This window comes from Janthinobacterium sp. PSRC1-1 (assembly GCF_049897525.1).
GTDB classification, from domain to species: Bacteria; Pseudomonadota; Gammaproteobacteria; order Burkholderiales; family Burkholderiaceae_D; genus Janthinobacterium; species Janthinobacterium tructae.
In genome coordinates this window covers 580,525-606,398 of record NZ_JAFCWK010000003.1, presented here as the reverse complement: position 1 = coordinate 606,398, position 25,874 = coordinate 580,525, and the positions used below count along the sequence as shown (strand labels likewise).

17 protein-coding genes and 1 pseudogene are annotated in these 25,874 nt (G+C 60.8%); 10 read left to right on the top strand and 8 right to left on the bottom strand.

The window, feature by feature from the left end:
• Window positions 1-23 precede the first annotated feature (23 nt).
• From ACP7DW_RS09260 to ACP7DW_RS09240, 5 genes are all read left to right on the top strand, one after another.
• A complete protein-coding gene (locus tag ACP7DW_RS09260; RefSeq protein WP_426054441.1) occupies window positions 24-1,511 on the top strand; it encodes an adenosine deaminase family protein in 1,488 nt (495 codons plus the stop codon).
• A gap of 794 nt (window positions 1,512-2,305) precedes the next feature.
• Window positions 2,306-5,752, top strand: coding sequence for a carboxypeptidase regulatory-like domain-containing protein (locus tag ACP7DW_RS09255; RefSeq protein ID WP_426054442.1), 3,447 nt, complete (start codon window positions 2,306-2,308; stop codon window positions 5,750-5,752).
• Window positions 5,753-5,908: 156 nt separating this feature from the next.
• Window positions 5,909-7,615: a bifunctional metallophosphatase/5'-nucleotidase gene (locus ACP7DW_RS09250; RefSeq protein WP_426054443.1), complete on the top strand. Its 1,707-nt coding sequence runs from the start codon at window positions 5,909-5,911 to the stop codon at window positions 7,613-7,615.
• A 16-nt stretch (window positions 7,616-7,631) separates the two neighbouring features.
• Entirely contained in the window at window positions 7,632-8,861 is a 1,230-nt protein-coding gene (locus tag ACP7DW_RS09245; protein ID WP_426054444.1) for a phospholipase D-like domain-containing protein, read from the top strand.
• A gap of 8 nt (window positions 8,862-8,869) precedes the next feature.
• Window positions 8,870-9,940: a S1/P1 nuclease gene (locus ACP7DW_RS09240; protein ID WP_426054445.1), complete on the top strand. Its 1,071-nt coding sequence runs from the start codon at window positions 8,870-8,872 to the stop codon at window positions 9,938-9,940.
• 36 nt (window positions 9,941-9,976) lie between these two features.
• Here the strand turns inward: ACP7DW_RS09240 and ACP7DW_RS09235 are convergent, their stop codons facing one another.
• Window positions 9,977-10,741 carry a DeoR/GlpR family DNA-binding transcription regulator gene (locus ACP7DW_RS09235; RefSeq protein ID WP_426054446.1) on the bottom strand — a complete coding sequence of 255 codons (765 nt, stop codon included), beginning with the start codon at window positions 10,739-10,741 and terminating at the stop codon, window positions 9,977-9,979.
• 75 nt (window positions 10,742-10,816) lie between these two features.
• Between ACP7DW_RS09235 and ACP7DW_RS09230 the strand changes: the two are divergent.
• Window positions 10,817-11,401, top strand: a pseudogene (locus ACP7DW_RS09230) (NUDIX domain-containing protein); the annotation flags it as partial.
• Between the two features lie 420 nt (window positions 11,402-11,821).
• Here the strand turns inward: ACP7DW_RS09230 and ACP7DW_RS09225 are convergent.
• The 7 genes from ACP7DW_RS09225 to ACP7DW_RS09195 all read right to left on the bottom strand — a co-directional run bounded on the left by ACP7DW_RS09225 (window position 11,822) and on the right by ACP7DW_RS09195 (window position 19,947).
• Window positions 11,822-12,793 (bottom strand): ABC transporter permease, encoded by a 972-nt coding sequence (locus ACP7DW_RS09225; RefSeq protein WP_034754516.1) that lies wholly within the window; start codon window positions 12,791-12,793, stop codon window positions 11,822-11,824.
• Window positions 12,794-12,797: 4 nt separating this feature from the next.
• A complete protein-coding gene (locus ACP7DW_RS09220; RefSeq protein ID WP_034754518.1) occupies window positions 12,798-13,877 on the bottom strand; it encodes an ABC transporter permease in 1,080 nt (359 codons plus the stop codon).
• Complete coding sequence (locus ACP7DW_RS09215) at window positions 13,874-15,403, bottom strand: ABC transporter ATP-binding protein (RefSeq protein WP_426054447.1); 1,530 nt, start codon at window positions 15,401-15,403, stop codon at window positions 13,874-13,876. The genes ACP7DW_RS09220 and ACP7DW_RS09215 overlap by 4 nt, the downstream gene beginning before the upstream one ends.
• Window positions 15,404-15,484: 81 nt before the next feature.
• Window positions 15,485-16,480: a BMP family lipoprotein gene (locus ACP7DW_RS09210; RefSeq protein WP_096233951.1), complete on the bottom strand. Its 996-nt coding sequence runs from the start codon at window positions 16,478-16,480 to the stop codon at window positions 15,485-15,487.
• Between the two features lie 388 nt (window positions 16,481-16,868).
• Entirely contained in the window at window positions 16,869-17,771 is a 903-nt protein-coding gene (locus tag ACP7DW_RS09205) for a LysR family transcriptional regulator (protein ID WP_426054448.1), read from the bottom strand.
• Between the two features lie 87 nt (window positions 17,772-17,858).
• Entirely contained in the window at window positions 17,859-18,788 is a 930-nt protein-coding gene (locus tag ACP7DW_RS09200; protein WP_298406677.1) for a pseudouridine-5'-phosphate glycosidase, read from the bottom strand.
• A 1-nt stretch (window position 18,789) separates the two neighbouring features.
• Window positions 18,790-19,947 (bottom strand): carbohydrate kinase, encoded by a 1,158-nt coding sequence (locus ACP7DW_RS09195; RefSeq protein WP_426054449.1) that lies wholly within the window; start codon window positions 19,945-19,947, stop codon window positions 18,790-18,792.
• Between the two features lie 368 nt (window positions 19,948-20,315).
• Between ACP7DW_RS09195 and xapA the strand changes: the two genes are divergently transcribed.
• From xapA to ACP7DW_RS09175, 4 genes are all read left to right on the top strand, one after another.
• On the top strand, window positions 20,316-21,155 hold the full coding sequence (xapA, locus tag ACP7DW_RS09190) for a xanthosine phosphorylase (RefSeq protein WP_426054450.1): 840 nt from the start codon (window positions 20,316-20,318) through the stop codon (window positions 21,153-21,155).
• Window positions 21,156-21,273: 118 nt separating this feature from the next.
• Window positions 21,274-22,467: a phosphopentomutase gene (locus ACP7DW_RS09185; protein ID WP_096233956.1), complete on the top strand. Its 1,194-nt coding sequence runs from the start codon at window positions 21,274-21,276 to the stop codon at window positions 22,465-22,467.
• On the top strand, window positions 22,464-23,423 hold the full coding sequence (gene deoC, locus ACP7DW_RS09180; RefSeq protein WP_071079274.1) for a deoxyribose-phosphate aldolase: 960 nt from the start codon (window positions 22,464-22,466) through the stop codon (window positions 23,421-23,423). The genes ACP7DW_RS09185 and deoC overlap by 4 nt, the downstream gene beginning before the upstream one ends.
• 12 nt (window positions 23,424-23,435) lie before the next feature.
• On the top strand, window positions 23,436-25,817 hold the full coding sequence (locus ACP7DW_RS09175) for an aldehyde dehydrogenase family protein (RefSeq protein ID WP_426054451.1): 2,382 nt from the start codon (window positions 23,436-23,438) through the stop codon (window positions 25,815-25,817).
• The last annotated feature ends 57 nt before the right edge of the window (window positions 25,818-25,874 follow it).

The window sequence follows — 25,874 nt, the reverse complement described above, 5'->3', positions numbered from 1 at the left end:
AATTATCCTGAGCGAGAACGCGAATGCACAAGAAACTCACTGGCCTGGCGCTTGGCGCCGCGCTGGCATTGACCGGAACGGCGCAAGCCGCCCCGTCTTCCAACGAAGCGGCCACCGCGCGCCATTTTGCCGCCCTGCTTGCCGGCGCGCAGCCGAAGACAGCCGAGTTGAGCCTGTTCTTTTCCATGATGCCCAAGGGCGGCGATTTGCATCACCATTACTCGGGCGCCATTTACGCCGAGCAATTCCTCGATTGGGTCGACAAGGAAAACTATTGCGTCAACAAGACGACGTATCGCATCGAAAGCAACAAGGACGTCGTGGCGGCCGAGCGCGCCAAGCCGCCCGCGCAGCGTGGCTGCCTGTCGTCCACGGAAGTGTTTGCCGATGCGGGTTTGTATGCGGAATTGCTGCAGCGCTGGTCGACCAAGGATTTCTACAACCACGGCGCCATCCAGACGCCGCCGGACCGCACCTTCTTCGATACGTTTGGCTATTTCGGTCCCGTGGCGTCGAGCAATACGGCCGATGGCTTGAAAACCCTGAAGCAGCGCGCCATCGCGGAAAACCTCAGTTACATCGAGACGATTTTCGAACTGTCGCCGTTCGTGCAAAACGCGCAGTTCGACCAGCAGGTGCTGGCGCCGGGCTTGCCGCCGGCAGCGTTGCAAGCCGTGCTGGCCAACTGGACGCGGAGCCTTGAGCAGGATGCCAGCTTCCAGAAAAGCATCACCGCCTACAACGACAACGTGAACGCCAGCAGCGCCGGCATCGACGATGCGAATTTCACCATGCGTTACCAGGCGTATGTGCTGCGTTTCCTGTCGCCATCGCAAGTGTTTTCCTCGATGGTGGCCGCGTTCAAGGCAGCGAGCCTGAATCCGCTGCTGGTGGGCGTGAACATCGTGGGCCAGGAAAGCGTGAACGTGTCCATGCGCGATTACAGTCTGCACATGGAAATGTTCAAGTTCCTCAAGGCAAAATATCCGAACGTCAAGATCGCCCTGCACGCCGGTGAGCTGGCGCTGGGCATGGTGCCGCCGGAAGGCATGGCTTTCCATATCGCCGAAGCCGTCGATGTGGCGGGCGCCGACCGTATCGGCCACGGCATGGATATCGCCTACGAGCACAATGCGCTGGCGACCATGCAAAAGATGCGCGAGCGGGGCATCCCCGTGGAAGTGAACCTGACCAGCAACGATTACATTCTCGGCATCAAGGGCCAGGCCCATCCGATCACCCTGTACCGCAAGTACGGCGTGCCGTTCGTCATCTCCACCGATGACGCGGGCGTTTCGCGCAATACTCTGTCGAATGAGTACGTGCTGTTTGCCAGCCAGTACAAGACCGATTATGCGGAAATCAAGAAGCTGTCCTACAACAGCCTGCGTTATTCGTTTTTGGCTGAAGCCGACAAGCAACGTCTGCTGAAAGCGCTCGATGCCCGTTTCAGCCGTTTTGAAGCGCAAATTGCCGCTGCCGATAAGGCAGGCAAGAGCGGCAAACCGTAAGTTATACGACGTTAGCAACTGATACTGTTTGAGCGGCCGGATCTTCCGGCCGTTTTGCATTTCCCATCTCTACGCACAGCGATGTTCTCTTGTTAATTTTGTGGCGACCACGCGACACAATTCACGGCAGATGCACAACTTTATCCAATTTCCTGGATGAATCAATTTCAAGTACATATTGCTCATTTATAATCTCGCGCCATAAGCCCGGACGCCGTCAGTACGATATCAATCCAGCTATTACCACATGCTATTTATACTTTAAATATATAAATATGTAAAAAAAAACGTATTTGTCATCCATTTTTTGATGATGCATAGTGGGATGAGTGTGATATTAAAAAGTCACAATTCATATGGCTGATAGCGTATGAAGATGGGTATTTGCAGTAAATAAAGGTGAGATGCAGGGCGAAAACGAACAGTCAATGGAATAAATGACGACATTTTCCTGCTTCTTGCTGCCGTGTCACAGTCTTGAAATATTTAACAATTACACTCGCGGCTTGCCATGTTAGCCGGGTAGGTATGTCGGGTGTATGACACAGGTGCTAGCGCCCCGTGTTGTACGGAAGAGAGCATGTTTCTCGCCGTGATTGCTTGAAATATCGATGGTTGTGATGAGTGGAAAGGCGTTTGTGCAAGGTCTTGTCAGGGCCAGCAGCCAGTCCAGCCGGCGTAACAGTTGCAGTATCGTAAAGAGGAAATGTTGTGTTTGTGTTGCTGTGCGGCGCAGCCGGACAGTGGGGCAATCCAGGATTTTCAAAAAATAATAGTCTTTTCTGGGGTTAAAGATGATCAATCACAAGCGACTTCGGCTGACGCAAATCGCGTTCAGCCTGTCTATTGCACTGGCGGCGGCACCATCGTTCGCACAGAACACTACGTCTTCCATCGGCGGCCGTATCTCGGCCACCGACGGCAAGCCGGCAGCTGGTGCCACCGTTACCATCGTGCATACCGAATCGGGTTCCGTCAGCAATGTGACGACCGATGCGGAAGGCCGTTACGTTGCCCGTGGCTTGCGCGCAGGCGGTCCTTACACCATCACCATCACCAAGAATGGTGAAGTGGAAAAACGCGAAGGCGTGTACGTCCAACTGGCTGAAACGGCCAACGTGGACGCCACCCTGGGCGCGCAGATGCAGACGGTGAATGTGACCGGCACGGGCGCACGCGCACAGATCTTTAACCGCAGCAACATGGGTGCGGGCACCAATATCGGCGCCAGCGAGCTGGCCATGCAGGCGTCGATCCAGCGCAATCTGCAAGACTACGCCCGTTCCGACCCGCGTGTTTCGCAAACCGACAAAGAGCGCGGTGAATTGTCCGTTGCAGGTCAAAACTCGCGCTATAACTCGATGACCATCGATGGTGTGGCAGTGAACGACACCTTCGGCCTGGAATCGAATGGCAGCCCGACCGCCAAGCAACCGATTTCGATCGAGGCGATCCAGTCCGTGCAAGTGAACGTCGCCAACTATGACGTGACACAAAAAGGCTATACGGGCGCCAACATCAATGCCGTGACCAAGTCCGGTACCAACGAATTCAAAGGCAGCGCCTATTTCGTCTTCCGTAACGACAAGATGGCCGGCGACCGCTATGACAATACCAAGGATACCTATAGCGCTCCGGAACCATTCCGCGAAACGACCAAGGGTGTTACCGTCGGCGGCCCGCTGATCAAGGACAAACTGTTCTTCTTCGCCAATAAAGAGCGCCTGGAAAGCACGCGCACCGCGCCATCGTTTGGCCCGCTGGGCAGCAACAAGACCAACGTCGGTATTTCCGATGCCGCAATTGCCGCTGCTCAGGCGATCGCCAAGAATAATTACAATGGCCTCGATATCGGCACCACGTCGATACCTGCGGGCACTCAGCTGCTGGTGAACGATACCCTGTTGAAACTGGACTGGAATATCAACGATAACCATCGTGCCATGGTCCGTTATTCGAAAACCGACCAATCCGAGCCGATGTTCCCCGGCGTGACGTCCACTGGCCTGGCGCTCAATTCCTACTGGTACACGCAGAATAAAAAGATCGAAACCGTTGTTGGACAGTGGTTTGCTGACTGGACGCCAACTTTCTCGACCGAGTTCAAGGTGTCGTCGCGCGATTATGAAAGCACGCCAACGAACAACGCTCGCTTGCCTGCGATCGGCCTGCAATTTACTGGCGCCAATCCTGCCGGCTCGCCAGCGGGCGTTCCTACCGATAACCGTTTCCTGAACTTCGGTACGGAAATGAGCCGTCAGTTGAATGTGCTGACCACCAAGACCAAGGACGCCTACCTGGGTGCGAACTGGGCTTTGGGTGACCACGAAGTCAAATTCGGCGGCGATTACAGCAAGAACGATGTGTATAACCTGTTTGCGCAGAATATCAACGGCAATTACACATTCAATTGCACGAATAGCTCGGCAACCTACAAGTATTCGTTCGGTAGCGTGACCTGCGGCGGCAAGACTGCTTCGTCGCCTGAAATTATCCAGCAAGCGATCCTGGAAAACTTCCGCATTGGTCGTCCTAGCTCGTACCAGGTGCAGATTCCCGTCGCGGGAGGCACGCTTGAGGGGGCCGCTGCTGATTTCAGCCTGAAAAATTATGGCTTGTTCTTGCAAGATGTCTGGACTATCAACAAGCGCCTGACCGTGCAGTATGGCGTGCGTGTGGATAAAGCCGCCATTGGCGAGCGTCCTGCGCGCAATGCCGCCGCATCGGCAGCGATGGTTGCAGGTGTTGCCACGGGCGGCCGCACTGGCCTGGGCGGCACGGCGCAAACGGGTGGCTTTGGACTGGATAATACCCAGACCATCGACGGCCAGACCCTGGTGCAGCCGCGCGTCGGCTTCAACTACACGTTTGACAGTGCCCGTCCGATGCAAATCCGTGGCGGTGCCGGCTTGTTCCAGGGTGCGGCGGCGACCGTGTGGATGTCGAATCCATTTGCGAACTCCGGCATGGCGACCCGCGTCGTCGGTTGTGGTGGCAGCTTCAAGCCATGTGCAACCGTTGGCGGTCTGTTCAACCCTGATCCTGACAAGCAGCCAACCAATCTGGGTGATGCCGCCGCCAACGTCGACTTCCTGTCGCCAGGCCTGCGCCAGCCATCGATCTGGAAAGCCAACCTGGCGTTCGAGCATGAATTGCCATGGATGGGTTTGGTTTTCGGCGCTGAATACCTGCGTACCAAAAACAAGGATGCGATTTACTACGAGCACCTGAATCTGGGTACGCCGACGGCTAAGGGCACGGATGGCCGTAATCTGTACTACTCGGCGAATGCCTATAATACGGATTGCTGGACTGCCACTGCTGGGCTGAGTTCGTCGGCGGCTCCGGCTTGCGGCGGCGCCGTGTCTCGTGCCCTGAAAAATACGAACTACAACAACGTACTCGTTGCCAAGAAAACGGACAAAGGCGAAGGCAATCTGGTGACCCTGTCGCTGAGCCAGCCAATGACCAAAGGCCTCGGCTGGTCGCTGGCCTACACTTACACGGACGCAACGGAAGTGTCGCCACTGACGTCGTCGGTGTCGAACTCGAACTTCAATGCCCGCAGTATCTTCAATCCGAATGAAGAAGTGGCATCGAACTCGAGCTATCTGGTGAAAGACCGCTTCAATGCCATGATCAACTGGCAAAAACGCTTCTTCGGCACCTATAAAACAACTTTCGGTCTGTTCTATGAAGGTCGCAAGGGCAAGCCTTACAGCTGGACCGTCAACAATGACTTGAACGGCGATGGCGTGCAGGGTAACGACTTGATGTACATTCCGTCGAAACCAGGTTCGGGTGAAGTGGTCTTCCGTAACGACACCCCCACCAATCATGCCAACGAAGACCGTTTCTGGGCTTTCGTCAACAGCAATCCGGATCTGAAAAAATCCGCCGGTGGTGTGGCTTCCCGTAATGGCAGCTTCGCACCATGGACCAACAGCTTCGACATGCGTATCAGCCAGGAAGTGCCAGGCTTCTTCAAAGGCAATAAAGGCGTGTTCACGATGGACTTCTTCAACGTCGGTAACATGATCAATCGCAAGTGGGGCCGTATCAATGAAATCGGCTTCCAATCGGGCGGTGGTCAGGCACGCAGCATTGTTGACTTTGCAGGTCTCGATGCTCAAGGCCGTTACATCTACCAAGTCCGCGACAAGGTGGAAAACTATGAAGTGCGTCAAAACAAGGGCGAGTCCCAATGGGCGATCCAGGCTACGGTCAAGTACGAGTTCTAATCTCGGCGCTTGATTGAAGTTGCAAACGGCTGGTGGCGACACCGGCCGTTTTTTCGTTTATGTTCTGCTTTCTTGGATACTCTGATGGGCTTGCGGCGCTTGGCGTCCCCCCGGACGAGACAGATTTTTTTTGATAACGATGACTACGTGGGGACCATGAAACATCATCTGACACCACTCGCCGCAGCGGCGGCCATGACCTTGCTGCTGGCCGCTTGTGCCGCACCTTCCACGCCTCCCGCGCCTTCCGCGACCCCTGTCGATATCAACCTGGTCGCCCTGAACGACTTCCACGGCAATCTCGACCGCAGCAAATTTACCTACACGAGCGTCGCCGGTACCGAGCGCAAGACGGTGCAGGCGGGCGGCATCGATACCTTGTCCGGCGCATTGAAGGCCTGGCGGCGCGAAGATGCGCAGCTGATTTTTGTCGGCAATGGCGACCTGGTCGGCGCCAGCCCCGCCATGTCGGCGCTGTGGGCGGACGAACCGAGTATCGTCGCCATGAACATGCTGGGCATGAAGGCCAGTTCCGTCGGCAACCATGAATTTGACCAGGGCAAGGCGGAATTGTTGCGCCAGCAGCGCGGCGGCTGCGAGTCGTCGCGCGCCGACAAGGCGTGCAAGTTCACGCCGGACTTCAAGGGCGCCAGCTACACTTATATGGCGGCCAATGTCATCGACACGCAAACGGGCAAGTCCCTGCTGCCGGCCTACCGCATCGAAGAGGCGCATGGCGTCAAGGTGGGCCTGATCGGCGCCGTGCTGAAAGATACGCCATCCGTGGTGACGGCCGCCGGCATTGCCGGTTTGCAATTCGGCGATGAAGCCGACGCCATCAACGCCACCTTGCCGCAGTTGCGCGCGCAGGGCGTGGGCGTGTTCGTCGTGCTGCTGCACCAGGGCGGCGAGACGGTAGAGGCCGTCGACCAGCCCGATTGCAGCCAGCTGAAGGGCGAAGTGGTCGACGTGGTGAAACGCCTCGACCCGGCCATTCAACTGGTCGTCAGCGGTCATTCGCACCAGGGCTATCTGTGCCGTGTCGATGGCCGGCTCGTGACGCAAGCACAGATGGGCGGGCATATGCTGACGCGCATCAAGCTCAAGGTCGATCCCGTCAAGAATGCGGTCGTCGATGCCAGCGCGCACAACGTCGTCCTGTTGCCAGGCATGTATGAGCCGGACCCGGCCGTCGCTGCCTACCTGGAATCGGTGAAGCAGCGCAGCGCGCAAGAATTGTCGCGTCCTGTGGCCGCCATCGCCGTGCCGAACGTGGGCCGCAGCACCAAGGGCAGTGGCGCTTCCGCGCTAGGCGACCTGGTGGCCGACAGCACCCTGTTCGGCGCGCGCGCTGCTGGCGCGCAAATCGGCCTGATGAACAATGGCGGCATCCGCAAGGACCTGGAAGCGGGCGCCGACCTGATGACAAACGTGGGCCAGAACCAGGCCGTGGTCCCTTTCGGCAATACCCTGATCGTCGTGAGTCTTTCCGGCGCGCAAATTCGTACCCTGCTTGAGCAGCAATGGCCGGGCGCGGTAGCGGAAGACAACAACCTGTTGCAAGTGTCCGAAGGTTTTACGTATCGCTGGGACAGCACGCAGCCGCAAGGCCAGCGCGTGCTACCGGGCAGCATCATGCTGAATAGCATTGCTCTTGAAGACAATCAACAATACCGTGTCGCCGCCAACAGTTTTCTGGCCGGTGGCGGCGACCGCTTCACCGTGCTGGCGGCCGGCACGCGCCGCCTGGACACGGGCGTGCGCGACATCGACGCCTTCAGCGCTTACCTGATCGCCCGCGCGCGCGCCGGCAAGCCCGCGGGCAGCGCCACGGCGGCCGGCCGCATCGTGCGCGTCAAATAATTTACAAGGAATAACCATGCGTCGTTTATCTGTTTCCCTGCTCGTTACTACCCTGTTCGCGGGCACGGCCCACGCCGATTTCACCATTCCCGGCTTTGAGCTGGTGCACACCTCGCCCGTGGAAACGAGCTTGACCAATCCCGACCTGCGCGAGCCCGTCGCCGTGTGGAGCGAGCTGTTCGATTCGGCAAAAAAAGAGATCGTCATCGCCCAGTTCTATGCCGTCAGTAAACCAGGCACGGCTTTTGAAAAGGTGCTGGCCAGCCTGACGGCCGCCGGCCAGCGCGGCGTGAAAATCTGCTTCCTGCTGGACCAGAAGGGCGTGGGCCTGTCGGAGGCGGCGACCATCGCCCGGATCAAGGCGATTCCGAACCTGGACTTGCGCCTCATCGATTTCAATAAAATCACGGGCAACGGCATCGTGCACGCGAAATACCTGGCCGTCGATGGTCAGGTGGCATATATCGGCAGCCAGAATTTCGACTGGCGCTCGTTCGAGCACATCCATGAGACGGGCTTGAGAATCACGGAGCCCGCCATGGTGAGCCAGGTGCAAGCCATTTTCGAGCAGGATTGGCAGGCGCAGGCATTGACGTCGCAAGGCAGCCGCGCCACGGTGCTCAACAGCAAGGTGGTACCCGCCAATTACGCGCAAAACGCTTTCCTGCTGGCCAGCCCGAATGCGTATAACCCGGCTGGCGTGGGCGACTCGGAAACGGGCTTGCCCGCCTTGCTGGCGGAAGCGAAAAGCGAAGTGCGCATCCAGTTGCTCGATTACGCGCCGCTGTCCTACGGCCCGAACCGCACGCGGCCGTACTACGCCGTGATCGACAACGCCGTGCGCGCGGCCGCCCAGCGCGGCGTGAAAATCAAGCTGATGGTGTCCGCCTGGAATACGGAAGCGCCCGCCATCGCCTACCTGAAGAGTTTGGCCCTGGTGCCGAACGTGGAGATCCGCATCGTGACGATTCCCACGGCCTCGACCGGTTTCATTCCGTTTGCACGCGTGATCCACAGCAAGACCATGAGCATCGATGGCAAGCTGGCCTGGGTCGGCACGAGCAACTGGGCGGGCGGCTATTTCGATTTGTCGCGCAACCTGGAAGTGGTATTGCGCAACGATGCCATGGCGCAGCGCATCGCGGCGCTGCATGAGCAGACGTGGAGCTCGGCGTATGCGCAGCCGATCGACATCAACAGGCAGTATCCGAAGCCGGCCAAGGCCACGCCGCAAGGCAAGGAGTAATGGTGAACATGAAAAAACTGCTGAGCGTGCTGGCGCTGGGCGCCGCTCTTGCTTCCGGCAACGTGCTGGCGTGGGGCAACGACGGCCACCGCGCCGTGGGCGCCATCGCCGATCAATTGCTCAAGGGTAGCGCCGCGCAGGCGCAAGTGGCCAGGTTGCTGCTGCCCGGCGAAAGCCTGGAAAAGATCGCCAACTGGCCCGATTGCGTGAAGGGCACGTATTGCGGCCCGCAATCGCCGGAAATGCTGACCTATGTCGCGGCCAATCCCAAGCATGGCGAATACCACTACACGAACGTGCCCTTCCAGAACGCGCACTACCATGACCATGGCGTGGGCACGGCCGATATCGATATCGTGCAGACGCTCAAACAGGCGATCCTCGTGTTGCAGGGCAAGGCTGATGCGGCCAGCAATCCGCACGGTTTTAGCCAGCGCGAAGCACTGATTCTGATTACGCACCTGGTAGGCGATATCCACCAGCCTTTGCATGTGGGCAATGCGTTTCTCGGCAAGGATGGCCAGTTTTTCGTGCCCGCCACGCAGGCGCAGATCGATGACATCGCCATTTTCAATGCACGCGGTGGCAATGACTTGCTGCTCGACGATGCGAAGATGACGGCCTTGTCCGACGCCGTGATTCCCGCGCCGCTGCCGGCGGAAGAGGGCACGGCCAAGCCCGCCAGCACGTATCCGAAGTCGCCCACCAAGCCCCTGCATGCGTATTGGGACACGACCGTGGTCGATTACGCCATGCGCCGCCTGAGCACGCGCACGCCGCAGCAGTTTGCGCGTACCGTGATCGCCAGCACGCCGGTGGTGAGCGCCAATAACGGCGACCCCGCCACCTGGCCGTATCAGTGGGCCGATGCCTCGCTGGCGGCCTCGAAAATTGCTTTCACGGATGTGGTGGCCGGCCCGGCCACGCAGCAGACCAGCCGCAAGGGTGAGGTCTACAACGTCTGGAGCTTGACGGTGCCGGACAATTATCCCGTGCCCAGCTCGGCGCTGGCGAAGCAGCAACTGATCGAGGGCGGCTATCATCTGGCCGCCGTGCTGCAGGCGATCTGGCCACAGTAATAATGTCATTTGAAAGCGGCCTGCGGGCCGCTTTTTTCATGCCAGGGTGATGGCGATGCCCATCTCGCGGTAGGGCGCGAGCAGGGCGTCTTCGACGTCGCGGTGCACGATGATGTCGTTGACCTGGCTCAAGGGCACGATCTGGAACGGTGAGGCCGTATTGAACTTTTCCGGCGAGGCCAGCACGATGGTGCGGCTTGACGCCTCGCTCAGCGCGCGTTTTACGCACGCTTCTTCGTAATCGCCTGTGGTGATGCCCGCTTGCGGATGCAGGCTGGACACGCCCATGAAATACAGGTCGGCGCGAATGCGGCCGATGGCTTCCACTGTCGCCGCGCCGACACCCACGATCGAGTGCTTGTACAGGCGCCCGCCCAGCATCAGTACCTCGATCGATGAGTGATTCACCAGCTCGACGGCAATCGACGGACTGTGCGTGACGATGGTGGCGCGCAAGTCGCGCGGCAGCTGGCGTGCCAGCTGCACGGCGGTCGTGCCGCCATCAAGAAACACCACTTGTCCCGTCTGTATCATGGCGCCCGCCGCGCGGCCGATGGCGGGCTTGGCTTCGGGCGAAATCTGTTCGCGACCCGCAAATGGCGCCAGCGCGGGCGAGCGCGGCAGCAAGGGCAGGGCGCCGCCATGCACGCGTTCCAATAAACCCTCTTTTGCCAGCTCGCGCAAGTCGCGCCGTATCGTGTCTTCCGACAAGCCCAGGGCGTCGCTGACGGCCCTGGCGACGATGTGTCCCTCGCGCTGGAGCAGGTCCAGCAGGTATTGCTTGCGTTGCTGTGTCAGCATGGGTTTTCTTGTGTTTTCTTGATATTGCACGAGTTTGCATGATAAAGTCATCCAACGCAAGCACAAGGAGACACGATGCGCGAAGAAAACAGCAAGCAGGAACGGGTCCGCATCCAGCAGGTGCAGACCCTGTCGCACGACTGGTATCTATTGCAAAAGACCACGTTCGATTACCTGCGCCAGGATGGCGAATGGCAGACGCAGACGCGGGAAACCTATGACCGCGGCGATGGCGCCACCATCCTGCTCTACAACAAGATCAAGCGCACGGTGATCCTGATCCGCCAGTTCCGCTTTCCCACGTATCGCGACGGCCACGATGGTTTTCTGATTGAAGCTGCGGCCGGCTTGCTGGAACAGGCCAGCGCGGAGCAGCGCATCCGCGCCGAAGTGGAAGAGGAAACCGGTTACCGGGTGGGGCAGGTGCACAAGGTCTTCGAAGCCTTCATGAGTCCCGGCTCCGTGACGGAGCGCCTGCATTTCTTTGTCGCCGAATACGATCCCGCCAGCCGCATCGGCGACGGCGGCGGCCTGGCGCACGAGGGCGAGGATATCGAAGTGCTGGAACTGCCCCTGGCGCAAGCGCTGCGGATGGTGCAGGACGGGCGCATCTGCGACGGCAAGACCATCATGCTGCTGCAGCATGCGCAGCTGCACTTGATGCCGCGCAAACTTGGCTTGCAAATCCTCATTGCCGGCCCCTACCGCTCCGGCACGGGCGACGATCCCGCACTGATGGCGGCGAATGTCGCGGCCATGGAGGCCGTCTGCTTGCCCTTGTATGCCAAGGGACACATGCCCGTGCTCGGTGAATGGCTGGCCTTGCCCATGCTGGCGCTGGCCGGTTCCACCCGGGTGGGCGACGCCGTGTATGAGGAATTGTTCCACGCGCATGCGACGCGCTTGCTTGGCCATTGCGATGCGGTGCTGCGCATCGGTGGTGCATCGGCTGGGGCAGACCAGATGGTGGCTGTGGCGCGCAGTCTGGGGCTGCCCGTGTTTTTCTCGCTGGACGCAATTCTTCAGGCGTAAAAAAAGCGAAGCCCGCAGGCTTCGCTTTCGTATCAGGCCAAGTCAGACTTAACGAGACTTTACAAAGGGGATGCCGATAGCTTTCGGAGCAATAGACTTGGCCATCAGCCCTGCCAGCACGATCACGGTGACCACGTACGGCACCATCTGGATCAAGGAGCCGGGAATGCGGCCCACGACCGGCAAGTCCACGCCTTCGATCTGGATCTGGATGGCGGCGAAGAAGCCGAACATCAGACAGCCGAGGAAAGTGTAGACGGGACGCCAGTTGCCGAACACCATGGCCGTCAGGGCCAGATAGCCGGCGCCGGCCGACATGTCGCGCAGGAAGAAGCCGCTTTGCACGATGGCCAGGTACGCGCCCGAGAACGAGCACAGGATGCCGGCCACCAGCATGGCCAGGTAGCGCGTCGCTTCCACGCTCACGCCGGCCGAGTCGGCCGCGTGCGGGTTTTCGCCGCAGGCGCGCAGGCGCAGGCCGAAGCGCGTGTGGTACAGCAGCCAGTGCACGAGCGGGATCAAGAGGAACGCCACATACACGAGGATGGAATGGCCGCCGATCAGATGGGCATACACCCAGCCGATGAAGGGGATGTGTTCCACGTACTGTGTGCCAGGCAAGACGACGTCGAACAGTCGCGCCGAACCGAGGTCGGGCGTGCGACCGCCTTGCTGGAAGAAAAATTGCGCCAGCACAAAGGTCAGTCCGCTCATGGCGATGTTGATGGCCATGCCGGCCACCAGCTGGTTGCCCTTTTGCGTGATGCTGACGTACGCCTGCAGCAGGGCCAGGGCGACGCAGACGAGCATGCCGGCAGCCATGCCGTAATACGGGTTTTGCGTCGTGTAGGCCACGGCGGCGGAAGCGAAGGCGCTGGCCAGGATCTTGCCTTCCAGGCCGATGTCGATCATGCCGCTGCGTTCGGCGAACAGGCCGGCCATGGCGGCAAAGATCAGGACGGGCGCATTGCGCACGGTCGATACCAGGATGCTGGCGAATTGAAAGTCGTCGAGTGTCATGGTGTTAGCCTTTGGTGCGCTTGAGCAGGGCGGAAATGGCCGGTGCGTAGAAGTTTTCCATGGCGCCGCAGAACAGGATGATCAAGCCCTGGATGAAAATGAACGTTTCGGTCGGGATATTCGGTTTTTCCAGCGACAAGTCGAAGCCGCCCTGGATCAGCGCGCCGAACAGCACTGCCGACAGGAAGATGCCGACCGGATGCTGGCGGCCCATCAGGGCGATGGCGATGCCGATGAAACCGGCGCCACCGACAAAATTGAGCGACAGGTAGTGCGTCGAACCCATGATGGAATTGACGGAGCCGAGGCCCGCCAGTGCGCCCGAGATCAGCATGACGATGATGATCATCTTGCTGATCGACACGCCCGCATAGTGGGCCGCATGCTTGTTCAGGCCCGTGGCGCGCAGCTTGAAGCCCCACGACGAGCGCCACACCATCACGCCGTAGATCACCAGCGCGGCGATCGCCAGGATAAAGCTGATGTTCAGCGGCGTGTCGCCCAGCGACGGGAACCAGGTGGACAGGCGCGGCATTTCGCCGCTTTCCGCAAACACGCGGCTGGCCGTGTTCTGCTCGCCCGGCGGAATCAGGTACTTCACGATGATGAAGTTCATCAGGCTGGCGGCGATGAAGTTGAACATGATGGTGGTCACCACGATGTGGCTGCCGCGCTTGGCCTGCAGATAGCCGGGCAGGAAGCCCCACAGCGCGCCGAACAGGGCGGCGCCGATCATGGCGGCCGGAATCAAGAGCCAGGCGGGCAGGGTCTGGTCGAAGGCCAGCATGGCCACCGTCAAGCCCAGGCCGCCGATATACATCTGGCCTTCGGAACCGATATTGAACAGGCCGGCCTGCATCGCCACGGAGACCGACAGGCCCGTGAAGATGAAGGTGCTGGCGTAGAACAGCGTGTAGCTCAAGCCTTCCGGATTGAGGATGGCGCTGTGGACGAGGATAGACAGCGATTCGGCCGGGTCTTCGCCCAGCATATAAATGACCAGGGCGGCGACCAGCAAGGCCGACAGCAGGTTTAACATGGGCATGACAAAGGCTGTCGCCCAGCGTGGCAAGTCGTTATTCATGATTTATGCATTCCCCCCATCAACAGACCGATGCGGGTGGTATCGAATTCTTCAATTTTCAGTTCGCCGGTGATGCGTCCGCCGCACATGACGAGAATGCGGTCGGCCAGCGCCCGCACTTCTTCCAGTTCGACGGACACCAGCAGGATCGCCACGCCCGCGTCGCGCAGGGCCAGCAATTGCGTATGGATGCTTTCGATGGTGCCGATATCGACGCCGCGCGTCGGTTGTCCCACCAGCATCAGTTTCGGCTTGGCCAGCACTTCGCGCGCGATCACCACCTTTTGCTGGTTGCCGCCTGACAATAAACCGATGCGCAGGTCCGGGTTCGCCGGACGCACGTCGAAGGTCTTCAGCAATTCCGCGCAGCGCGCACCGATGGCCTTGAAGTTGAACAAGCCCCAGCGGTTTTTCAGGTGGTCCTGGTAGCCGAGGATGGTGTTTTGCATGACGGAAAAATTCTTCACCACGCCATCGCGCAAGCGGTCTTCCGGAATGTGGGCGATGCCCAGTTCGCGGAAGGCCAGCGGCAAGCCGTCGGCGTCAGTGCGCTTGCCAAACGGCAAGTCCTTGTCCAGGAAGCGCAGCTTGCCGGACGTTGGCAAGCGCATGCCTGACAAAATTTCCAGCAGTTCGCTCTGGCCATTGCCGGAAACGCCCGCGATGGCGACGATTTCGCCAGCGCGCAAGTTGAAGCCGATGTCGGCCAGCAGCTTGACCTGTTGCGCGTCGGCCAGTTGCAGATCCGCCACTTCCAGCACCGTGGCGCCCGGATTGTACGGTGCGCGGGGCAAGTGGCTCTGGATGGGGCGGCCCACCATCATATTGGCCAATTCCTCTTTCGACGTGCCAGCGGTCGCCACGGCGCCCACCACCGTGCCGCCGCGCATGACGGTGACGTTGTCGGTGATTTCCAGGATCTCTTGCAGCTTGTGCGTGATCAGGATGATGGTCTTGCCTTGCTCCTTGAACAGGCGCAGGATTTCAAACAGCGACGCCGTTTCCTGCGCCGTCAGCACGGCCGTCGGCTCGTCGAGGATCAGGATGTTGGCGCTGCGGTAAATCTGCTTGAGGATTTCCACGCGCTGCTGCGCGCCGACGGAGAGGTCTTCGATCTTCGCCAGCGGGTCGACGTCGAGGCGGTAGCGCGCGCAAATATCGCGCAATTTGGCTTCCGCTTCCGTGCGGTGGCTGGCCAGACGAAAACCGCCTTCCGTGCCCAGCATGATATTGTCGAGGACGGTGAAGTTCTCGACCAGCATGAAATGCTGGTGCACCATGCCGATGCCGAGATTGATCGCTTCCTGGCTGTTGCGGATAGGCTGTACTTTTCCGTCGAGCAGGATTTCTCCGCCGTCGGCACGGTAATACCCGTACAGGATACTCATCAAGGTCGATTTGCCGGCGCCATTTTCCCCCACCAGGCCATGGATACTGCCCTTGGCGATGGAGAAACTGACGTCGGCGTTCGCCTTCACATGTCCAAACTGCTTGGAAATGCTGCGAAATTCTACTGCTGGCTGCATAGGTTCATAACTGGATAGTTTCATGGAAACGCGCCGCGCGGAGACAGGCCCCGGCGGCGCGCTAGAAGATACGGAGAAAAATTAAACCGGGCAGCTGCTGCCGACGCGGTAATCGATCACTTTGATCTTGCCATCGATAATGTCCTTACGCGCACCCAACACGCGCTTTTCGATTTCCGGCGTAATCAGCTTGCGGTTGTTCGCATCGAGCGCCCAATCCACGCCGCCTTCTTTCAAGCCTTTATAGCTGACGCCACCCTTCCAGGTGCCGTTCTTGACTTCCATGAAGCTGTCATACACGGTGTTGTCGACGCGCTTGACCATCGAGGTCAGGATACTGCCCGGGTACAAACCATTCTGGTTCGAATCGACGCCGATGGCCAGCTTGCCTTTTTCCTTGGCCATTTGCAGCGTACCCATGCCGCTGCCGCCGGCGACGGCGAAGACGACATCGACGCCGCGCTCGAATTGCGAGCGGGCCAGTTCGCCACCCTTGGCCGGGTCATTCCAGGCGCCGGAGGTGGTGCCGACCATGTTTTGCGTGATTTCCGCTTTCGGATTGATGGCCTTGACGCCTTGCGCGTAGCCGCAGGCGAAGTTGCGGATCAGCGGGATATCGATGCCGCCGATGAAGCCGACCTTCTTGCTCTTGCTGGCCATGGCTGCCGCCACGCCCACCAGGTAGGAGCCTTCTTCTTCCTTGAAGACGACGGAATTGACGTTGCTGCCGGCGGCCTGGCCGTCGATCAGCACGAATTTCACGTTCGGGAATTCTTTTGCGACTTTTTGCACGGCTTGCGTTTGCGCAAAACCGATGGCGGCGATCATGTCGAGTTTCTTGCGGGCCAGGCCGCGCATGACTTGCTCGGCTTGCGTATCGCTCGATGCCTGTACTTCGATGAAGGAAATGCCTGTGTCTTTTTTGAAGCGCGAGGCACCTTCGAAAGCGGATTGGTTGAACGACTTGTCGAACTTGCCGCCCGCGTCATACACGACACCCAGTTTTGGGGTAGCCGCGGACGCTTGAGCAGTCAGGAATACGGCTGCGATCGTCAAACTAAATTGTGTAAGTTTCATGAATTGGCTCCTGGAAGATCGATATTGTATATTTTTTATAGGTGAAACATATAATTTGGGGCTGATTTAGCCTGTTTTTGATGCACGAGATGATACTTCCTTATCAACATTGCACCGTATTGAACAAGATCATTGCCGGCCTTGTGTGCTTTTATGTTAACAGTGTGATGCTCATGCAACAGTCGCGCCCCGTCTCTTTTATGGTTACAACATCGAATGGGGCTGCCGGAGCGGGCCGGGATGCGCCGTCAGTGGACGGGCAGGGCAGGCGCAGGACCGGCGCCACGATGGGCGTCCGGATCACTATGCATCATGCCAGATATGTATGACAAATACGTTTTTGTTTATGTATTTATATGCGGCGCATATAAATAGGTGGTGCCGCAGCTCAGGTAGCCGGGGGATTGATGATATTCAGGAAGGCCCGTACGACGGGCGCGTCGTCGAGCGTGGTGTAGCTGATATACAGGTTGGCCGACGGCGGATTGGTCTTGATCGGCAGAAATACCACGCCGGGCCAGCCGATGCGGCTCGTCGTTTCCGGCACCAGGGTCACGCCCAGGCCCGCGCCGACCATGGCCAGCAGGGTTTGCGGCTCGCTCGCTTCCTGGAAAATCACGGGTTCGAAACCGGCATTGATGCAGCATTGCACCAGGTAGCGGGGAAACGCGGATTTATCGAGGTTCAGCGTGAGCATGGGCTCGTGGGCGATGTCGATCAGCTCGATGGCCGTGTTTTTGGCCAGCGGATGGTGTTCGTTGACGGCCACGCACACGTTTTCGCGGAAGCACAGTTCCTGGCGCAGGTTATCGTGGCGCAAGTCGTCGTCATTGAGTTTCGGTTCGCGCCAGAAACCCACGTCGATCTGCTTGGCGCGCAGCGCCTCGTACTGCACCGTGGGACCGAATTCATGGATGGTCCAGCTGACGCGGGGAAATTTGGTCTGGAACTCTTCCAGCAGGCTGGGGATGGGGCCCCACATGGCCGAACCGACGATGCCCACGCGCAAGCGGCCCACTTCGCCGCGGTCGATCTGGCGGATGGTGTCGATGGTCATGCGCATCTTGGCCAGCAGCTCGGCCGCTTCATTCATCAGTGCCTTGCCCGCCACGGTCAGCTCGAACGTGCGCGTGGTGCGCGCAAACAGGCGCACGCCCAGTTCGCTTTCCAGTTTCATGATCTGCTGGCTCAACGGCGGCTGCGAGATATGCAGGCGCTCGGCGGCGCGGCTGAAGCTTTTCTCCTCGGCGACGGCAAGAAAATACTTTAACTGTTTCAGATCGATGGACATGCTTTCCTTGGCGTTGCGTGGTGCCTGGCGATGGAACGGCGCGCAGACCTTGATGCAGGCATGCACGCTTTCTTTACAGCGGTCCTATTATCGTGCCACGACTGCCTGCATGGCAATGGCCAGCGCGGTTCCCACCTGGGCATTGTGCTTGACCAGCGCGATATTCGTCGCCAGGCTGCGCCCGTCCGTCAATTGCTTGATGCGCGAGAGCAGGAACGGCGTGACTTGCTTGCCCTTCACGCCGCCCGCGTCCGCTTCCTGCAGCGCCTGCGTGGTGATGGCGTCGATTTCTTCCTTGGGCATCGCTTGCGCGGCCGGCACGGGGTTGCTGACGATCACGCCGCCTTTCAAGCCCAGTTGCCATTTCGTATCGATGAAAGCAGCCTGCTCGGCGGCGGTATCGAGGCGGAAATCGGCCTTGAAGCCGCTTTCGCGCGTAAAGAAGGCAGGGAAACCTTCCTGGCCCACGCTGATGACGGGCACGCCGTGGGTTTCCAGGTATTCCAGGGTCAGGCCGATGTCGAGGATGGATTTGACGCCCGCGCAGACGACGGCGACCGACGTGTGCGCCAGTTCCTGCAAGTCGGCGGAAATGTCGAAGCTGGTTTCCGCGCCGCGGTGCACGCCGCCGATGCCGCCCGTGACGAACACGGAAATACCGGCCAGTTCCGCGCAGATCATGGTGGCGGCCACGGTGGTGGCGCCCAGCTTGCCCTGCGACAGGACGAACGGCAGGTCGCGGCGGCTGACCTTCATGGCGTCGGGCGAGGTGCCCAGCAATTCCAGCTGTTCCGGCGACAGGCCCACGCAGATCTTGCCGCCGATGATGGCGATGGTGGCCGGCACGGCGCCGCCGTCACGGATGATCTGTTCCACTTCGCGCGCCATTTCCACGTTTTGCGGATACGGCATGCCATGCGAAATGATGGTCGATTCCAGCGCCACGATGGCCTTGCCGGCCGCGCGCGCGTCGAGCACTTCTTGCGAGAACAAGAGGAAATTCTGTAATTGGGTCATGTCAGTCCTGTTGAAAGAGGGTAGGGGGAGGCGGCGCCAGGTCGGCATCGTCGATGTCGTCGAGCGCGCCGGCGGAAATCTGGGGGGAGACAGTGGCGGCCGATTCCAGTGTCATGGCGGCCAGCTTCAGGCCGCGCCGGCACGCCAGTTTCAAATCGCTGCTGTCGTGGTAGAGCGACCAGCAGACGGCGGCGGAAAACGCGTCACCGGCGCCCGTCACGTCGACGGCGTCCACTTCGCGCGCGGCCAGGTGCACGACCGGCGCGTCCGGGCCGTCGCCATCGGTGAAGTACACGCCTTCGCCGCCACAGGTGACGATCACCTGGCGCGCGCCCTGGCGCTGCACTTCGCGGCAGGCGGCGCGCACCTCGAACGCCGTGGGCAAGGCGCGCGCCACGCGCGTTTCCAGTTCGCCCCGGTTCAGGATCAGCAGATGCAAGCCCGTCAGGTCTTGCGGCAAGTGCGCCATCTTCGGCTGCGAGACGGCGACGATGACCAGCGGCGTGGCGTGGGCGGCATCCTGGCGTGCATCGGCCAGCAGTGCCTGCACGCTGTCGTGGCCCAGGTTCAGGTCGCAGACGGTGAGGGCGGCGGCGGCGCGCTGCGGCTGGCGGCTGTGCAGGAAGGCCGGGGTCAGCTGTTCGTAGAGTTGCATGTTGGCCATGGCCAGCAGCATTTCGCCATGCTCGTCGAGCACGGCCGTGTAGGTGCCGCTGCTGGTGTTGCTCAGATGCAAGCTGCCACGCATGTCGATGCCCGCGTCTTCCGCATGCGTCTGCAGGGCGTGGCCGGCCGCATCATCGCCCAGCGCCGTCAGCAGGGCCACGGGGATGGCCAGGCGGGCGAGGTTTTCCGCGATGTTGCGGCCCACGCCGCCAAACACCTCTTCCGAGCGCACGGGATTCGAGGTGCCCATCTGCAGGGTCGCCAGGGTGCGCATCTTGCGGTCCAGGTTGGCGGCGCCGATGCACAGCACGGGGCGGCTGTCGGGCAGCACATAGGCGCGTCCCAGCAGACGTCGCTCGCGGATCAGGCCGGCGATGTGGCCGGCCACGGCCGAGCGCGACAAGCCCAGCTCGCTCGCCAGGTCTTGCTGCGAGATGAAGGGATTGTTGCGGATCAGTGCGTACAGCTGGTCTTTTTTAGTGGTATCGGTCACAAGGTGTTCGCTGAAGGATTAAACATTTGTCCGGAACTGTAAACATTTGTCTGTTTTGTGTCAAGCTTGTGCCAAGTCGGTATAAAAAACCTTCGTATGGAGCTTGTATGCATGGATTTCCCGGGCATGGCAGGCCTGGGCTAGCCTCGACTATAATATCGGCCATTTATATTTGAATTGTATAAATGGGCAAGAAAAATGGTATTTGCCATACATATTCCGTTTGATGCATAGTGGCGGCAAATAGCAGCCATACGCATTTGGATAGTCCCGTAACACCATACATACCCGTAACCTGGGCCGTACTTCTTCACCGGGGACGGCCGCGCAGGCAGCAACCATCATCATTAGTCAATCAGAGGATAACCATGTCGAACAACACCCCTTTCCACGCCGCCGAAATCATCCGTGCCCGCGCTCCTGCAAATTTCAAGCCGCGCGTGGCGATGATCCTCGGCTCCGGCCTGGGTGTGTTGGCCGAGCAGATGACGGACGCCGTCAGCATCAGCTTTGACGAATTGCCAGGCTTCCCGATCAGCACCGTGCACGGCCATGCCGGCGAACTGGTGGTCGGCACCCTGTCGGGCGTCGCCGTCGTCTGCATGAAGGGCCGTGGCCACTTCTATGAAGGCTATGGCATGGGCGTGATGACGAGCGCCATCCGCACCCTGAAGCTGCTGGGCTGCGAAATGCTGTTCGTCACCAACGCCGCCGGTTCCCTGCGCCCTGAAGTGGATGCCGGCAGCCTGGTGGCCATCAGCGACCATATCAACCTGTTGCCAGGCACGCCGATGGTCGGCCCGAACGACGACCGCTTCGGCCCGCGCTTCTTCAGCATGGCCAACGCCTACGATGCCGATCTGCGCCAGCAAGTCAAGGACACGGCGGCCTCGAACGGCATCACCCTGCACGAAGGCGTGTTCGTCGCCTACCCTGGCCCGAACTTCGAAACGGCCGCCGAAATCCGCATGATGGCCCGCCTGGGCGCCGACACGGTCGGCATGTCCGTGGTGCCGGAAGTGGTCTCGGCCCGTCATTGCGACCTGAAAGTGGTGGGCGTGTCCGTCATCACCAACCTGGCCGAAGGCATGTCGCCATTCGCCCTGTCGCACGAACAAACCCTGAAATACGCGGCCATCGGCGCGAAAGACCTGGTCAAGCTGATCCTGGCTTTCCTGGCCAAGGTTGCTGAAAAACCGCAAGCCTGAGTACTTTTTTACGCAGTAGCGGCGCGCCGGCCACCGGCGCTGCCGCGCGGCAGGCCGGGAAAATCCGGCCTACACTGTCCGCATCCTCTTTGCATCACTCCATAAAGCGAGCCTTATCATGTCACGCGCATTTATCCTCCTGCTTGATTCCTTCGGCCTTGGCGCGACGCCAGACGCCGCCAAGTATGGCGACGCAGGTGCCAATACCTTTGGCCACATTGCCAGCACTGTCGCCAAAAGCGGCAAGACCTTGAAACTCCCGAACATGGAACGCCTGGGCCTGGGCGCCGCGGCGCACCTGGCCAGTGGCGAGTGGGCCACGGGCTTCGACCAGCGCGACGGCTTTACCGGCGCCTACGGCGCGGCGCGCGAGCGCTCCACCGGCAAGGACACGCAGAGCGGCCACTGGGAAATCGCCGGCGTGCCCGTCGAATTCGACTGGGGATATTTTCCCCGCACCACGCCATCATTCCCCGCCGACCTGACCGACAAACTCAAAGCCCTGTCCGGCGTGCCCGGCTTCCTCGGCGACTGCCATGCCTCGGGCACGGACATCATCAACAAGCATGGCGACGAGCACGTCGCCACCGGCAAGCTGATTATCTATACCTCGGGCGACTCGGTGATGCAGATCGCCGCGCACGAGGAATCGTTCGGCCTCGAACGCCTGTACGCAGTGTGCGAAATGGCCTTCAAGCTGGTCGAGCCGTACAACATCGGCCGCGTCATCGCCCGCCCGTTCACGGGCAGCAATGGCAACTACACGCGCACGTCCAATCGCCACGACTATGCGGTGGCGCCGCCAAGCAAGACCCTGCTCGACCACGTCAAGGATGCGGGCGGCGAAGTCGTCGGCCTGGGCAAGATCAGCGATATTTTCGCCACCCAGGGTATTTCCAGGGTCGTGAAGGGCGTCGACAACATGGCGCTGTTCGAAGCGCTGTTGAAGACGGCCGATGAAGTGCAGGACAAGTCGCTCACGTTCGTGAACTTCGTCGATTTCGACCAGGCCTTCGGCCACCGCCGCAACGTCGAAGGCTATGCCGACGCGCTGCGCGAAATGGATGGTCGCCTGCCGGAATTCATGGCCAAGCTCAAGGAAGGCGACCTGGTCGTGATCACCGCCGACCATGGCTGCGACCCCACCTGGCATGGCTCCGACCACACCCGCGAACACATTCCGATGATCTTCTTCGGTCCCGGCGTCGCCCCGCGCGCACTGGGTATTTCCGAGACCTTCTCCGATATTGGCCAAACCCTCGCCAAGCACCTTGGCGTACCACCACTTGCTAATGGAACCAGCTTGTTATGACACTCATGCACCCCGAATTCAAGCGTAACGAGGCCGTTGGCCTCGACCTGGGCTGGATCAACCAGATCCGCGTCAACCGCGCCGCGACGGACCGCCGCGCGGCCAGCCTGGCGAACCGCCGTACGGTGAAAAAGGAATACCAGGCCGCCTGGCTGGTCAAAGCCATCCAGATGATCGACCTGACCACCCTGGGCGGCGACGATACGCCGGGCCGCGTGGAACGCCTGTGCATGAAGGCCATGCGCCCGCTGCGCGCCGACCTGATGGACGCGCTGGGCCTGACGCAACTGAGCACCGGCGCCGTGTGCGTGTACCACGAGATGATTGCCCCGGCCGTGAAGGTCATCCAGGGCCGCCTGCCCATCGCCGCCGTGTCGACGGGTTTCCCGGCCGGTTTGACGAGCATGGAAACGAAGCTGCGCGAGATCGAACTGTCGGTCGCTGCGGGCGCTTCCGAGATCGATATCGTCATCACGCGCCAGCACGTCCTGAACGGCAACTGGCAAGTGCTGTACGATGAAATGCTGGCCTACCGCAAGGCCTGCGGCGAAGCGCACGTGAAGGCGATTCTCGCCACGGGCGACTTGCTGACCATGGAAAACGTGGCCAAGGCGTCGTGGGTCTGCATGATGGCCGGCGCCGATTTCATCAAGACCTCCACCGGCAAAGAGGGCGTGAACGCCACCATTCCCGTGGCCCTGACGATGGTGCGCACGATTCGCGAATACCACGAGCAGACGGGCTTCCAGGTGGGCTTCAAGCCGGCCGGCGGCGTCAGCTCGGCCAAGAGCGCGCTGCAATACCTGACCCTGATGAAGGAAGAACTGGGCAACGAATGGCTGCAGCCGCACCTGTTCCGCATCGGCGCTTCCAGCCTGCTGACCGACATCGAGCGCCAGCTCGAGCACTACGTCACCGGCAGCTACTCGGCCAATCATCGTCACGCACAACCTTAAAGAACAATCGTCATGCCAACAATTAACGAGATTCTCACTACTATGGACTACGGCCCTGCTCCCGAAAGTCAAAAAGAAGCGCAGGCGTGGCTCGATGGCCACCAGCGCACATTCGGTCTGTTCATCGACAATGCCTGGAGCGAGCCGGCCGAGCTGTTCGCTTCGACCAACCCTGCCGACGGCACGCAGCTGGCCGAACTGACGCAAGCCACCGACGCCGATGTGGAACGCGCCGTGGCAGCAGCGCGCCGCGCGCTGCCCGTATGGCAGGGCATGGGTGGCCATGGCCGCGCGAAAGTCATGTACGCGCTGGCCCGTCTGCTGCAAAAGCATGCGCGCCTGTTCGCCGTGCTCGAAACCCTGGACAACGGCAAGACCATCCGTGAAACGCGCGATATCGACCTGCCGCTGGCCGCGCGCCATTTCTACCATCACGCCGGCTGGGCGCAGCTGCAGTCGGAAGAATTTGCCGACTACCGCGCCGTGGGCGTGGTGGGGCAGATCGTGCCGTGGAATTTCCCCCTGCTGATGCTGTCGTGGAAAATCGCCCCGGCCCTGGCGGCCGGTAACACGGTCGTCTTCAAGCCGGCCGAATTCACGTCGCTCACCGCCATGCTGTTCGCCGAATTGTGCGTGCAAGCGGGCGTGCCGGCTGGCGTGGTCAACATCGTCACCGGCGACGGCACGGTGGGTGCCGCCATCGTCAACCATCCTGGCGTCGACAAGATCGCGTTTACGGGTTCCACCGAAGTGGGTCGCGCGATCCGTATCGCGACGGCCGGCAGCGGCAAGAAGCTGTCGCTGGAATTGGGCGGCAAGTCGCCGTTCATCGTCTTCGAAGACGCGGACCTGGACGGCGCCGTGGAAGGCCTGGTCGATTCGATCTGGTTCAACCAGGGACAAGTATGCTGCGCCGGTTCGCGCCTGCTGGTGCAGGAATCGATCCAGGAACGCTTCCTGAACAAGGTGCGCGCGCGCATGCAAAACCTGCGCCTCGGCTCGCCGCTGGACAAATCGATGGACGTGGGCGCGCTGGTCGATCCGGTGCAGCGCCAGCGCATCGCCGCGCTGGTCGATACCGCCCGCGCCGAAGGCTGCGACGTGTGGCAACCGGCGTGCGAATTGCCGGCTGACGGCTCGTGGTTCCCGCCGACCCTGATCACGGGCGCGTCGACGTCGGCCTTTGTCGCACAGGCTGAAATCTTCGGCCCCGTGCTGGTGGCCATGAGCTTCCGCACGCCGCCTGAAGCGGTGCAGCTGGCGAACAACACGGTGTACGGCCTGGCCGCCAGCGTGTGGACCGAGTCGATCAGCCTGGCCCTCGATATCGCGCCCGCCATCAAGGCCGGCGTGGTGTGGATCAACAGCGCCAACCAGTTCGATGCGGCCTGCGGCTTCGGCGGCTACCGCGAATCGGGCTTCGGCCGTGAAGGCGGCCGCGAAGGCATGCTGGAATACATGACGGCCCTGGCCGAAGATGCGCGTCCGGCCCTGCCGGTGGTGGAAGCGAAAGCCAAGGCCAATGTGAAGCCGGCGCCAGCCGATCCGTTCGCCATCGACCGCACGGCCAAGATGTACATCGGCGGCAAGCAGGCACGCCCTGACAGCGCTTACAGCGCGCCCGTCTTTGGCGCGAACGGCGCCCTGCTGGCCGAGGTGGGCGTGGGCAGCCGCAAGGATATCCGCAACGCCGTCGAAGCGGCGCATAAAGCGTCCGGCTGGACCAGCGCCACGGCGCACAACCGCGCGCAAGTGCTGTACTACATCGCCGAAAACCTCGCTGCGCGCGCCGACGAATTCGCCGCCCGCATCGCCGCCATGACCGGCAGTAAAAATCCCGAGAAGGAAGTGCAGGCCTCGATCGAACGCCTGTTCTACTACGCCGCCTGGGCTGACAAGTACGACGGCCTGGCGCACCAGCCGCCCACCAAGGGCATCACCGTGGCGCTGAACGAAGCGGTCGGCGTGATCGGCATCGTTTGCCCGAACGAAGCGCCTTTGCTGGGATTCATTTCGCTGGTGGCGCCGGCCATCGCGCTGGGCAACCGCGTGGTGGTGGTGCCGTCGGAAGCGCATCCGCTCTCCGCGCTGGACCTGTACCAGGTGTTCGATACGTCCGACCTGCCGGGCGGCGTCGTCAACATCATCAGCGGCAATGCCGATGAACTGGCGCGCACCCTGGCCACGCACGCCGACATCGACGCCGTCTGGCGCCATGACGGCTCGCTTGACGGTTGCGCGGAAGTCGAGCGCCTGTCGGCCGCTACCCTGAAGCGCACCTGGGTCGGCGGCGCCAAAGGCCGCGACTGGTACAGCGCGGCCCAAAGCGGCGGCCGTGCCGTGCTGGCGCATGCGTCGCAAGTGAAAAACGTGTGGATTCCTTACGGCGTCTGATAAGTCACTAGCGTTACAAAGCTGGGGTCAGATCCGCAGGGACTGACCCCAGATCTC